Here is a 12,466-nt window from a genome sequence, read left to right on the forward strand (position 1 = left end):
GCGGAATAGGCAGAGGACACCGTAGCGTGATCAATGCGTGAGGCGCCAGACACGCAGCGAAGGTCCCTCACCCGGGATGACGTCGCCGTCCTCGGCGTCGTACACGCCTTCCGCGCGCATCCCGATGTGCAGCGGTTCGCCGGGGGCGCGGCGCGCGCAGACCAGCAGCGTCTCCTGGTACGTCTCGCGCGCGAACACCAGGCAGTCGGCGTCGGCGTGCAGCCAGCGCAGGCCGCCGTGGCGCAGCGAGGGCTCGGCGCGGCGCAGCCCGAGCAGGTCCCGGTATCCGGCGAGGGTCCGGGAGTCCTGGTCGGCGGGCCGGTTCCAGGGCATGGGGGTGCGGGAGTGCTCGCCGTTCACGCCGGTCAGGCCGAACTCGCTGCCGGCGAACACCATCGGCGTGCCGGGCAGCGTGGCCTGCAGGCCGAGGGCGAGCAGGTGCCGCTCCCGGGACCCCGTGACGGTGCGGATGCGCGGCGAGTCGTGCGAGTCGAGCAGTTGCCAGGAGTGCCGGTACGACCGCCAGGACATGTGCGAGGCGAACGAGCGGAACGTGGCCAGCGTGGCCTGCCCGTCCCGTGCGGGCACGCCGCCCGGCACCCCCAGGAAGTGCTCCAGGTCCAGCTCGGGGCCGCGCAGCCAGGTCCAGACGGGGCGGGTGAAGCCGCCGTAGTTCATGGTGCCGTGCCAGCCGTCGCGGTCCAGGTCAGGCGTGGCGTCGTGGTTGTGCTCGGCGATGAAGGCGGCCTGCGGGCCGAGCGCGCGCCGCAGCATGCGCGCGACCTCGTGGTTGTGGTCGGCGGCGCCGAGCCTGCCGGTCATGTTGGCCACGTCCACGCGCCAGCCGTCCAGCGGCCCGAGCCACTTCGTCAGCACGTCCCGCATGGCGGCGCGCACCCGCTCGCTGGCCCAGTTGAGCTTGGGCAGCGACTTGACGCCCCACCAGCTCTCGTAGTCGCCGGTCTCGGGGTCGAAGAAGAACATGTCCCGCTCGGGGGCGTTCACGTCGGAGACGGCGGCGGTGAACCATTCGTGGGTGTCGCCGCAGTGGTTGGTGGTGATGTCGCCGAGCAGTCGCATCCCGCGCGCGTGCACCGCGTCGGACAGGCGGTGCAGCGCCGCGTCGCCGCCGAGGAGCGGGTCGACGGTGTCGAAGCTCGCGGCGTCGTAGCGGTGGTTGGAGCGGGCGGGCCAGATCGGTGTCAGGTAGACGGTGTCGGCGCCGAGGCCCTCGATGTGGTCGAGCCGCTGGGCGATGCCGTCGAGGTCGCCGCCGTAGAACTGCTCGGCGGTGCCGGGGCCGCTGGGGATGACCGGGTCGCGGTCCCAGTCGCGCGGCAGCGCCCAGTCCGGCAGCTTGCCCACGGGACGGGAGCGCTCGTAGCGGTCGGGGAAGATCTGGTAGACGATCGCGTCCGCCATCCACCCCGGCGGCGGTTGGTGGCACACCAGGCGGAAGTCGCTCGCGTCGGTCAGGTCGTGCGTGACGAGCCCGGCCGCGGTCAGCCACGCCTGGCCGCGGCCGGTGGTGAGCAGGAACCGGTAGGGGGTGACGGGGTTGACCGCGGTGATCTCGGCCCGCCACCAGGCGTCGGTGCCGCCGAATCCCCTGATGTCACGCGGCGTGCGCGACGCCGCGACATACCGCGGCTCGCCGTCACGAACCGTGCGTGCGTGAACGCCGGTGACTCCGGCCGCGAGCGGCGCCCGCAGCCAGAGCGTCACCCGCGAGCCGAGCTCGGGCGCCTGCTCGGAGACGTACAGAGCCGAGCCGTCGTGATGCGGCTCCCCGATGTAGCGCAATGCACCTATCCCTTGACAGCTCCGGCGGTCAGCCCGGAGACGATGTATTTCTGCAACCAGAGGAACACACCTACCGTGGGAACGGCGGTCAGCAGCGTCGCCGCGGCGAACATGCCGAAGTTCGCGTTGCGATGGTCGCCGGCGATCATGCCGTACATGCCGACGGCGAGGGTCTTGCTCTCGGGGTCGCGCAGGAAGACGTTGGCCATGAGGAACTCGCTCATGGTGCCGATGAACGCCAGCAGCGCGGTGACCGCGAGGATCGGCGTGACCAGCGGCATGATGACGCGCCAGAAGATCTGCGCGTGGGTGGCGCCGTCCACGGTGGCGGCCTCGTCGAGCTCCTTAGGCACGGTGTCCAGGAACCCCTTCATCAGCCAGGTGTTCACGCCGAGCGCGCCGCCCAGGTAGAGCAGCATGAGCCCCCAGACGGTGTTGAACCCGAACGCCGGGTACAGCTCCGTCACCCTGGTGAAGATCATGAAGATCGTGACGATGGCCAGGAACTGCGGGAACATCTGGATGAGCAGCAGCGCCAGCAGCCCGACCCGGCGGCCGGCGAAGCGCATGCGGCTGAAGGCGTAGGCGGCGAACATCGACAGCAGCAGGCTCGCGAACGACGCCACCAGCGCGATGAACACCGAGTTGAAGAACCACCGCGCGAACGGGTAGGTGTCGGAGGCGAGCAGGTTGGCGAAGTTCGCCGGGCTCGCCCCGTTCGGCAGCAGGTCGGTGGAGGCCAGCGTGCCCAGCGGGTTGATCGCCGCGGAGACCACGAACAGGATCGGGAACACCGCGAACGCGCACACGACGAGCACGAACACGTGCCTGAGGGCGATTTTCACGCGTAGACCTCCTCCTGCTTGCGCGTGCGCCGGAACGCCACGGCCGAGACGACCGCCACGATCGTGAAGATGAACACCGAGATCGCCGCCGCGAACCCGAACTGCGCCCCGCCCGCCCCGAACGCCAGCCGGAACGTGTAGGTGATCAGCAGGTCGGTGCCGCCCACCTGCGGGCTCTCGGCCGCGAACGGCCCGCCCTCGGTGGTGAGCGCGATCGCGTTGAAGTTGTTGAAGTTGTACGCGAACGACGAGATGAGCAGCGGCGTGAGCGCGACCAGCAGCAGCGGCAGCGTGACCCGGCGAAACGCCTTCCACGGCGTGGCCCCGTCGATGGAGGCCGCCTCGGTCAGCTCGCGCGGGATGGCCTGCAGCGCGCCGGTGGTGACGAGGAACATGTACGGGAAGCCGAGCCACAGGTTGACCAGGATCACCCCGAACCTGGCGGTCATCGGCTCGCCCAGCCAGTCCACGTTGGCCCCGAGCAGCTGGTTGATCAGCCCGAAGTCGCGGTTGAACAGGTCGCGCCACACCAGGAGCATGGCGAAGGAGGGCATCGCGTACGGCAGGATCAGCACGATCCGGTAGACGCGGGTGCCGCGCATCCGCGGGTGGTGCAGCGCCAGCGCCACCGCCATGCCCAGCGCGAACGTGCCGAGCACGGAGCCCAGGGCGAAGACGACGTTCCAGCCGAGCACTCCCACGAAATATCCGGAGATAGTGGGATCGGTCAGCACGCGGGCGAAGTTGTCGAACCCGACGCCGACCTGCCAGCCCTGCGCCAGGTGCTCGCCCTTGGCGTTGACGAAGTAGCCCTGGTCCTCGTCGGCCGTCCAGGTGTCGCCGTTGCCGCGCACGCAGTCGCAGGCGGCGTCGTACACCAGCGCCGCCCGGCCCTCGACGGCCCTGCTCAGCCCGTTGGCCTTGATCACGCCACCGGCGGTCGGCACGGCCAGCGCGGAGATCTGCTGGGCGCGGGCGGCCGCCTCGGGCGCCTTGAGCACGGTCAGGCCCGGCGCCCTCAGCACCTTGCCGGTGACGCCGACCTCGGCGCCCGGCAGCGGCGTCAGCCCCTTGGGGGTGCCGAGGGAGACCTGCTTGGTCGACGGGTCCACCAGCAGGAACACCAGCTCCTCACCGCGCAGCGCGACCGTCAGGCCGTACTCGGGCGAGCCCGGGGCCTGCCGCACGGAGCCGGTCTCGATGGCGGTGATGGCGGCGGCCTTGTCGCCACGGTGCCCGTCGCCGAAGTTCGTGAACGCGGTGGTGACCGTGTAGACGACGGGGAACACCTGGAACGCGACGAGGAAGACGGTGCCCGGGATGAGGTATTTGGCCGGAATGAAGCGGCGGGTCAGGTAAAGGGAGGCGATGCCCGCGGTGGCCGCGCACAGCAGCCCGAGCGACCCCCACGACTCGGCCGCGATCAGCGGCGGCACGGCGTAGACCAGGATCGCGGCGGCCACGGCCAGCACCGCGATCCTGCTCACCAGGAACGCCGTGGTGATCTCCCTGCGGGGCCGCTCGGGCGCGCTCACCCGGGCGGCCTCGCGTTCGTCCACAGACGATGACATGACCGTCAGTTCTTGAGCGCGCCGTCGATGGTCTTCTGCGCTGCCGCGGCCGCCTTGGCGGCGTCGCCGCCCTTGACGACGGCGGTCTCGGCGATGCCGAACGGCTCCCAGATCGCCGCCATCTCGGGGATGGCGGGCATCGGCATGCCCTCCTTGCCGGCGTCCATGAACTTGACCGCGTCAGGGTCGGTGGCCTGGACCTCCTGCAGTGCGGCGGTCAGCGCCGGGGGCCGCGGGTCGGCCTCGTACAGGGCCTTGGCGACGTCCTTGTTGGTCACGTAGTTGGCGACGAACTCCTGCGCGAGGGCCTTGTTCTTGCCCTTGGAGGCGACGAAGAAGGACTGGACGCCGACGAACGGCGTGGCGGGCTTGCCGTCCTTGAACGCCGGGACGGCCGTGATGTCGTAGGTGATGCCGCCCTTCTTGACCTCGCTCATGGCCCACGGGCCGGAGACGAGGTAGGCGCACTTACCAGAGGCGAAGTTGACGATGTAGTTCTCGTTGGTGATCGACGTGCGCAGCGCGCCGTCGCCCTTCTCGCCCAGGGCCTTGAGCTTGTCGAACGCCTTGACCGAGTCCGGCGCGCCGAGCAGCACCTTCTTGGGGTCGGGGTCGCCGGTGGAGGTGGTGCCGAACAGGGCGCCGCCGCCGGAGGCGAAGATCGGGTAGACGTGGAAGGCGTCGCCCTTCTGGCCGACGGGGAGGCAGAGCACTTCCTTCACCTTGCCGTCCGCCTTGAGCTTCTTGCCCTCGTCGATCATGTCCTCGATCGTGGCGGGCGCCTCGGGGGCGAGCTTGGTGTTGCGGATCAGCGCGATGTTCTCCACCGCGTACGGCGCGCCGTAGATCTGGCCGTTGAAGGTCACCGCCTGGATGGCCTTCTCGGAGAAGGCGGCCTTCTGCTCCTCGGTCAGCGTGACCGGGTCGATGGCGCCGTTCTGCACGAGGTTGCCGATCCAGTCGTGCGCGCCGATCATGATGTCCGGGCCGCTGCCCTGCTGGGAGGCGGTGAGGAAGGTCTGCTGGTTGTCCTTGCTGATCTCCTTCACCTCCACCGTCACACCGTTCTCGGTGCCGAACTGGTCGGCGAAGGGCTTGAGCGGCTTGACGCGGCTGGGGTCGGCCCAGATCACGAGCGTGCCGGAGCTCGCGCCGGCGGTGGCCGCCGGGGCGGAGGCGGACGCGCTGGGCGCCGCCGGAGAGGCCGACTGGGAGTTGCCGCACGCCGTCGCGGCGAACGCGAGGGTCGCGAGAGCGGCCGTACCGAGCGCCCGCATGCGCATGGGACCTCCTGAGGTCACGCAGGAACGGCGGCACGCAGGGACACGCACCGCCGCCACGAAGGAAAGCCAGTTTTCCGGGACGTTACTGACTCTTTGCAAGAATTGGAAGAACTTGCAAAAAGCGTTACAGAAGCTCGATGTGAGATCTGCAACTTTCCGAAAGTTGCGCTTGACCGGGTGGAAGTGATCGGGACATCCTTCACCAGAACATCACCCGACATCTCGGGCATCCGGGGGAAGGACAGCCATGCTCGGCAACGACGACTGGTGGCGGGACGCCGTCGTGTATCAGGTCTACCCGCGAAGCTTCGCCGACGCCAACGGCGACGGCATGGGGGATCTCGAAGGCGTGCACAGCCGCCTGGACTACCTCGCCGACCTGGGCGTGGACGCCATCTGGCTGAGCCCCTTCTACACCTCCCCCATGGCCGACGGCGGCTACGACGTGGCCGACTACCGCGACGTGGACCCCATGTTCGGCACACTCGCCGACTTCGACGCGCTGGTCGCCGACGCCCACGCCAAGGGCATCAGGGTCATCGTGGACCTGGTCCCGAACCACTCCTCCGACGAGCACCCCTGGTTCAAGGCGGGCCTGCGCGATCGCTACATCTTCCGCGACCAGCCGAACGACTGGGAGTCGATCTTCGGCGGGCCGGCCTGGACGCAGGTCGAGGACGGCCAGTGGTACCTGCACCTGTTCGCCCCCGAACAGCCGGACCTCAACTGGGACAACCCTGAGGTACGCGCCGAGTTCCGTGACGTCCTGCGCTTCTGGCTGGACCGCGGCGTGGACGGCTTCCGCGTCGACGTGGCGCACGGCATGATCAAGGCCGCCGGGCTGCCCGACGTGGGGCCGAAGGACGGCCCGCAGGCCCAGATGCTGGGCGATGAGCAGCTGCCGTACTTCGACCAGGACGGCGTGCACGACATCTACCGCGAGTGGCGGCCGATCCTCGACTCCTACCCCGGCGGGCGGATGGCCGTGGCCGAGGCGTGGGTGTCCTCGCCCGAGCGGCTGGCCCGCTACGTCGGCCCCGACGAGCTGCACCAGGCCTTCAACTTCGACTTCATGATGGCCGACTTCCACGCCAAGTCGTTCCGCACGGTCATCGAGAAGGCGCTCAGGGAGGCCGAGTTGGTGGGCGCGCCGACCACCTGGGTGCTGTCGAACCACGACAAGCCCCGCCACGTCACCCGCCACGGCGGACTGGCCCGCGCCCGCGCGGCCACGCTGCTCATGCTGGCCCTGCCCGGCTCGGCCTATCTCTATAACGGCGAGGAGCTGGGCCTGCCGGAGGTGCTCGACCTGCCCGACGAGCTGCGCCAGGACCCGGCCTTCCTGCGCCGGGGCGAGAGCCGCGACGGCTGCCGGGTGCCGATCCCGTGGACCGCGGCCCCGGGCTGCGGCTGGCGGGACCCGTGGCTGCCGATCCCGCAGGAGTGGACCGCGCTGTCGGCCGAGGCTCAGGAGGACGACCCGGACTCCACGCTGAACCTCTACCGGGCCGCGCTGCGCCTGCGCAAGGAGCACCCGGCGCTCGGCGGCGCGAGCTCCGGCACGCTCACGTGGCTCGACTCCCCCAAGGACGTGCTGATCATCGAGCGCGACCCCGGCCTGGTCGTGGTGCTCAACACCGGCGAGGAGCCGGTGCGCCTCGACCTGGCGGGCGAGGTGCTGCTGTCCAGCGGCCCGCTGGCGGCCGACGGGTCGCTTCCGCCGGACACCGCGGTCTGGTTCCAGCGCTGACCAGTTGGGGGAATCTTTCCCTAAAAGCGGCATTTGACGGAAATTACGCTCGGTAGTGTCGGTGGGTGTCTGCCCTGTGGGCGAAGTCCCTACGGGGACGCGTCACCCTCATCGCGACGGCCGTAGCCGCCCTCGTGCTCATCCCCGTGGGCGTCGCGACGGTCCTCGTCACACGGTCGCTGGTCGAGGCCAGCGTCTACGAGAGCACCCGCGACACCGCCGAGCGCATCGCGTACGAGATGCGCAGCGGCGCCCTGCCCCTGGGCGCCGCCATCCCCGTGTCCGACCCGGCGGTGGACCTGATCCAGATCGTCGGGGCGGACGGGCGGTTCCTGGCCACCAGCGACGCGGCCAGGAACCTGCCGCCGCTCAGCGACGTGCGCCCCTCGGACGAGGACCGGGCCATCAGCACCACCCACTGCCTGCCGACCGAGTGCGTCCACCTGTCGGCCGTCCGGGTGAGCAAGTTCGCCGACTCCCCCGTCATCTACGCCGGGCGCAGCACCCCCGACCTGCTGGCCACCAACACCCTCGAGGCGATCGTGTTCACCGAGATCGCCGTGCTGGTCGGGCTGGCGGGGTGGGCCACCTGGCTGGTCACGGGCCGGGCGCTGCGGCCGGTGGCGACCATGCGCGCGGAACTGGACGCCGTGCACGCCGGCGACCTGAGCAGCCGCGTCACCGAGCCGCACGGCGCGGACGAGGTGGTCGAGCTCGCCAAATCCGTCAACAGCACGCTGGCCCGGCTGGAACGCTCCGCCGAGCAGCAGCGCCAGTTCGCCTCCGACGCCTCGCACGAGCTCCGCACCCCCATCGCCGGGCTGCGCGCGCAGCTCGAGAGCGCCCAGCTCTACCCGGACGACACCGACATCGACCTGCTCGTGCGCAGCGCACTGCGCGACACCGACCGCCTGGAGGCCATCATCACGGACCTGCTCCTGCTGGCCAGGATCGGCTCCCGGGTGGACGCGGCCAAGGAGCGGGTGGACCTGGCCGAGCTGGTCCGCCAGGAGCTGTCCATCCGCAGCGACAAGATCCCCGTGCGCGCCCACCTGGCCGAAGGGGTGCGGGTGGACGGCGTACGGCTCCAGCTCGCCAGGGTACTGACGAACCTGCTGGACAACGCCCAGAGGCACGCCGAGCACTACGTCAAGGTCACCGTCTCCAGGGAGGACTGCATGGCCGTGCTGTCGGTCGAGAACGACGGCGTGGAGATCCCCCAGCAGGACCGTGAGCGCATCTTCGAGCGCTTCACCCGCCTGGACGCGGCCCGCAGCCGCGACGCGGGCGGCACAGGGCTGGGCCTGGCCATCGCGCGGGACGTGGCGATGGCGCATCGCGGCCAGATCACCGTGGAGGACTGCAGGGGCGGCGCCAGGTTCGTCCTGCGCCTTCCCGCTGTCTAGTCACTACCGCGACGTTCTGGCCCCGGCAGCCGCGGCGTTCACGCCGCGGCCCGGCAGGGAGATCGGCGCCTTCTTCGGCGACTTCGAGCTCATCCCGCCGGGCATCGGCCGCAAGCCCTAGACCTTCGTCAGCTCCTTCTCGCCGGCCTCCGGCTCGGTCCGCTCCTCGTCATCCAGCAGCGTGGCCTCGTCGAACGGGGCGTGCCCGGTCAGCACCTGCTCGGCGCGCTCCCGGTCGAACTCGCCCGTCCAGGTGCCGACGAGCACGGTGGCGACGGCGTTGCCGGCGAAGTTCGTCAGCGCCCTGGCCTCCGACATGAACCGGTCGATGCCGACGATGAAGCCCACGCCCTCGACGAGCTCGGGCCGATGCGCCTGCAGGCCGCCGGCCAGCGTGGCCAGCCCCGCGCCGGTCACGCCCGCCGCGCCCTTGGACGCGACCATCATGAACAGCAGCAGCGCCACCTGCTCGCCGAGCTCCAGCGGCGACCCGGTCGCCGTGGCGATGAACAGCGTGGCCATGGTCAGGTAGATCGCGGTGCCATCGAGGTTGAAGGAGTAGCCGGTCGGCACGGTGATGCCGGCCACGGTCCGGCTCACGCCCAGGTGCTCCATCTTGGCGATGAGCCTGGGCAGCGCCGTCTCCGACGAGGAGGTGGACAGGATCAGCAGGAACTCGCGGCCGAGGTACCGCAGGAGCGACCACAGGTTGACGCGGGCGACCAGCCACAACATCGGGCCGAGCACGACGCCGACGAACAGCAGGCAGGTGATGTAGAAGGCGGCCATGATGATCGCCAGGCTCTTGAGCGCCTCGATGCCGGTGGCCCCCACGACGGCGGCGATCGCGCCGAAGGCGCCCACCGGCGTCGCCCACATGATCATGGCGAGGATGCGGAACACGAGCCGCTGCAGGTGCTCCACGCCGCGCAGGATCGGCGCGCCCTTGGCGCCCATGGCCTGCAGCGCGAACCCGGTCAGCAGGGCCACCAGCAGCGCCTGCAGCACCGATCCCGAGGTCAGCGACGACACCAGCGTGTCGGGGATGACGCCGAGCAGGAAGTCGACCGTGCTGCCGCTCTCGGCGCCCTTGGCCGCCTCCGCCTCGGCCGCCTGCCTGGCTGCGTCGGTGAGCTGGAGCCCCTCGCCCGGGTGGATGATATTGCCCACGACCAGGCCGATGAGCAGGGCGACCGTGGACATGACGATGAAGTAGCCGAGCGCCAGACCGCCGACCTTGCCGACCTTGGCCGCCTGCCGGACCGAGCCGACGCCGAGCACGATGGTGCAGAAGATGATCGGCCCGATCACCATCTTGATGAGCGAGACGAAGCCGGTGCCGAGCGGCTTGAGCTCCTTGCCTACGTCCGGCCAGAGAAACCCGACCAGGATGCCGAGCAGGACCGCCACAATGACGGCCACGTAGAGGTAGCGAGTGCGATCACGCATAGGGCGGTTCTCCAGCCATTTGGGGGGAAGTTCCGGTTGTGCGACTATGCGCTGCACAAGTGACCCAGGTCACGATTGCGTAAGTTACGTTCACGAAAGAAGTCGTTAACATGCGGCGCTGGAGCCTGGCGGGGCAGATGCTGGTCCTGCAGCTGCTGGTGGTCCTGGTCACGGCCACCGGCGGTGCCGTGCTGGCCTTGGTGCAGGCGCACGACCTGCTCACCCATGAGGCCCGGAGCACGGCCGAGGCGGTGGCGGTGGCCGTGGCCACGACGCCCGAGGTGCTGGAGGCCCTGGACGGCCCCGACCCGAGCGCGCGGCTGCAGCCGCTGGCGGAGGGCATACGCAAGAGCACCGGCGTCGACTTCATCACCATCATGAAGCCGGACGGCACCCGCTACACCCACCCCAACCCGGCCGAGATCGGCAAGAAATTCCGCGGCAACATCGGGCCGGCGCTGGCGGGCAGGACGTTCACCGAGACCTACACCGGCACGCTCGGCCCGTCCGAGCGGGCGGTCACCCCCGTCGTCTCGGACGGCCGGGTGGTCGCGCTGGTCAGCGCGGGCATCACGGTCGAAAGGATCAGCGGTTGGCTGCGTGACCGGCTGGCCTGGGGCGGGTTGATCGTGGCGCTGGCGCTCGGCCTGGGCGGCGCCGGCACGTGGCTGGTGACAGCGCGGCTGCGCCGCCAGACCCACGGGCTCGACCCCGTGGAGCTGGGCCGCATCCACGCCCACCACGACGCGATCCTGCACGCCGTCAGAGAGGGGCTGCTGCTGATCGGCAAGGACGGCACGCTGACGCTGTGCAACGACGCCGCCCGGCACCTGCTCGGCCTGCCCGGCGACGCCGAAGGGCGGCACCTGGCCGAGCTCGGGCTCGCGGACGTGCTGACGGGGGACGAGGAACGCGTTCACCTGGTGGGCGACCGCGTCCTGGCCGTCAACAGCGCCGCCAGCCGGCTCGGCACGGTCGTGACCGTACGCGACCACACCGAGCTGCAGGCGCTGAGCGGCCAGCTCGACGCCGAGCGCGGCTTCGCCGACACGCTGCGCGCCGCCGCGCACGAGGCCGCCAACCGGCTGCACACCGTCATCACGCTGGTGGAGCTGGGCCGCACCGAGCAGGCCGTGGCGCTCGGCACCGCCGAGCTGCGCGCCGCACAGGAGCTCACCGACCGGGTGGTGGGCTCGGTACGCGAGCCGGTGCTGGCCGCGCTGCTGCTGGGCAAGAGCGCCGAGGCCGCCGAGCGCGGCAGCGAGCTGGTCATCAGCCAGGACAGCGAGCTGGACGACCTGGGCCTGGACCCGCGGGAGCTGGTCACGATCGTGGGCAACCTGATCGACAACGCCATCGACGCGGCCACCCGCGTGGAGGTGCACCTGAGCGCGGACGGCAAGGAGGTCCTCATCAGGGTCGCCGACAACGGGCCCGGGCCGGCCGACCCGGCGGCGTTCACCAAGGGCTGGACGACCAAGGGCGACGGCCGCGGGCTCGGCCTCGCGCTCGTGGGGCAGGCGGTGCGCCGGTTGGGTGGCACTATCGACGTGCGAGGCTCGGTGTTCACCATCAGGCTGCCCATCCCGGAGCGGCCGCGCCTGGACCGGGAGGGAGCACGATGATCTCGGTGCTGGTGGTCGAGGACGAGGAGATCACCGCCGAGGCCAACCGCATCTACGTCGAGCGGGTGCCCGGCTTCGAGGTGGCCGGGGTGGCCCGCTCCGGCGGCGAGGCGCTGCGTTTCCTGCGCAAGAGGCCCGTGGACCTGATCCTGCTCGACCTGCACCTGCCGGACATGCACGGTCTGGAGGTGTGCCGGGCCGTGCGCGCGGGAGGCCTCATGTGCGACATCATCGCCGTCACCTCCGCCCGCGACCTGGCCGTGGTCCGCTCGGCGGTGTCGCTCGGCATCTCCCAATACCTTCTCAAGCCGTTCACCTTCGCGACATTGCTCGAAAAGCTCACCCGTTACGCCCGGTTCAAGGACGAGGCGGGGGTCGCTGTCGGCCAGGGGGACGTGGACCGCGTGCTCGGCACCCTCAGAGGCAGCTCGGAGCTGCCGAAAGGCATGTCGAAGGACACCCTCGACGCCGTGGCCGCCAAGCTGCGCGAGCGGCCCGAGGGCATGGCGGCGCAAGCCGTGGCCGACGCGATAGGAGTGTCCCGTGTGACGGCCCGCCGCTACCTGGAACACCTGGTAGAGCTGGGTGTGGCGGCCCGCATGCCGCAGTACGGCGCAGTGGGCCGGCCAGAGCTTCTCTACCGGATCCCCATAGAAAGTTAATGACGGTGATGCTGGCCGTTCAATCCAGCCCTCTAGCTTCTGGGTGCTATCCGAAGCTTTTGAGGAGACACC

At 70.3% G+C, this 12,466-nt stretch carries 9 protein-coding genes; 4 read left to right on the forward strand and 5 right to left on the reverse strand.

Annotation, left to right across the window (positions count from 1 at the left end; all coding sequences use genetic code 11):
- Positions 1–30: 30 nt before the first annotated feature.
- The 4 genes from OHA25_RS43190 to OHA25_RS43205 are packed head-to-tail and all read right to left on the reverse strand — an operon-like array spanning position 31 to position 5,502.
- A complete protein-coding gene (locus OHA25_RS43190; RefSeq protein WP_327582697.1) occupies positions 31–1,803 on the reverse strand; it encodes a glycoside hydrolase family 13 protein in 1,773 nt (590 codons plus the stop codon).
- A 5-nt stretch (positions 1,804–1,808) separates the two neighbouring features.
- Entirely contained in the window at positions 1,809–2,648 is an 840-nt protein-coding gene (locus OHA25_RS43195) for a sugar ABC transporter permease (protein WP_305917942.1), read from the reverse strand.
- A complete protein-coding gene (locus OHA25_RS43200) occupies positions 2,645–4,219 on the reverse strand; it encodes an ABC transporter permease subunit (RefSeq protein WP_327582698.1) in 1,575 nt (524 codons plus the stop codon). Before OHA25_RS43200 ends, OHA25_RS43195 begins: the two co-directional genes overlap by 4 nt.
- A gap of 5 nt (positions 4,220–4,224) precedes the next feature.
- Positions 4,225–5,502 carry a sugar ABC transporter substrate-binding protein gene (locus OHA25_RS43205; RefSeq protein WP_327582699.1) on the reverse strand — a complete coding sequence of 426 codons (1,278 nt, stop codon included), beginning with the start codon at positions 5,500–5,502 and terminating at the stop codon, positions 4,225–4,227.
- Between the two features lie 247 nt (positions 5,503–5,749).
- Between OHA25_RS43205 and OHA25_RS43210 the strand changes: the two genes are divergently transcribed.
- Both OHA25_RS43210 and OHA25_RS43215 read left to right on the forward strand, forming a co-directional pair.
- Entirely contained in the window at positions 5,750–7,252 is a 1,503-nt protein-coding gene (locus OHA25_RS43210) for a glycoside hydrolase family 13 protein (protein WP_327582700.1), read from the forward strand.
- Between the two features lie 65 nt (positions 7,253–7,317).
- Positions 7,318–8,658, forward strand: coding sequence for a sensor histidine kinase (locus OHA25_RS43215; RefSeq protein WP_305917946.1), 1,341 nt, complete (start codon positions 7,318–7,320; stop codon positions 8,656–8,658).
- Positions 8,659–8,775: 117 nt separating this feature from the next.
- Here the strand turns inward: OHA25_RS43215 and OHA25_RS43220 are convergent, their stop codons facing one another.
- A complete protein-coding gene (locus OHA25_RS43220; RefSeq protein ID WP_305917947.1) occupies positions 8,776–10,107 on the reverse strand; it encodes a cation:dicarboxylate symporter family transporter in 1,332 nt (443 codons plus the stop codon).
- Positions 10,108–10,217: 110 nt separating this feature from the next.
- On the opposite strand from OHA25_RS43220, the gene OHA25_RS43225 reads away from it, so the two are divergent.
- Together OHA25_RS43225 and OHA25_RS43230 are read left to right on the forward strand one after the other, a co-directional pair.
- On the forward strand, positions 10,218–11,732 hold the full coding sequence (locus OHA25_RS43225; RefSeq protein ID WP_327582701.1) for a sensor histidine kinase: 1,515 nt from the start codon (positions 10,218–10,220) through the stop codon (positions 11,730–11,732).
- Positions 11,729–12,394 (forward strand): response regulator, encoded by a 666-nt coding sequence (locus tag OHA25_RS43230; RefSeq protein WP_327582702.1) that lies wholly within the window; start codon positions 11,729–11,731, stop codon positions 12,392–12,394. Before OHA25_RS43225 ends, OHA25_RS43230 begins: the two co-directional genes overlap by 4 nt.
- The last annotated feature ends 72 nt before the right edge of the window (positions 12,395–12,466 follow it).

The sequence above is a fragment of the Nonomuraea sp. NBC_00507 genome, from assembly GCF_036013525.1.
Classification (GTDB): domain Bacteria; phylum Actinomycetota; class Actinomycetes; order Streptosporangiales; family Streptosporangiaceae; genus Nonomuraea.

What these genes read in the sequence shown, in the direction of transcription:
- OHA25_RS43210 (WP_327582700.1), top strand. Translation starts at nt 5,750, where the DNA reads ATGCTCGGCAACGACGACTGGTGGCGGGACGCCGTCGTGTATCAGGTC.
- OHA25_RS43225 (WP_327582701.1), top strand. Translation starts at nt 10,218, where the DNA reads ATGCGGCGCTGGAGCCTGGCGGGGCAGATGCTGGTCCTGCAGCTGCTG.
- OHA25_RS43220 (WP_305917947.1), bottom strand. Translation starts at nt 10,107, where the DNA reads ATGCGTGATCGCACTCGCTACCTCTACGTGGCCGTCATTGTGGCGGTC.
- OHA25_RS43200 (WP_327582698.1), bottom strand. Translation starts at nt 4,219, where the DNA reads ATGTCATCGTCTGTGGACGAACGCGAGGCCGCCCGGGTGAGCGCGCCC.
- OHA25_RS43205 (WP_327582699.1), bottom strand. Translation starts at nt 5,502, where the DNA reads ATGCGCATGCGGGCGCTCGGTACGGCCGCTCTCGCGACCCTCGCGTTC.
- OHA25_RS43230 (WP_327582702.1), top strand. Translation starts at nt 11,729, where the DNA reads ATGATCTCGGTGCTGGTGGTCGAGGACGAGGAGATCACCGCCGAGGCC.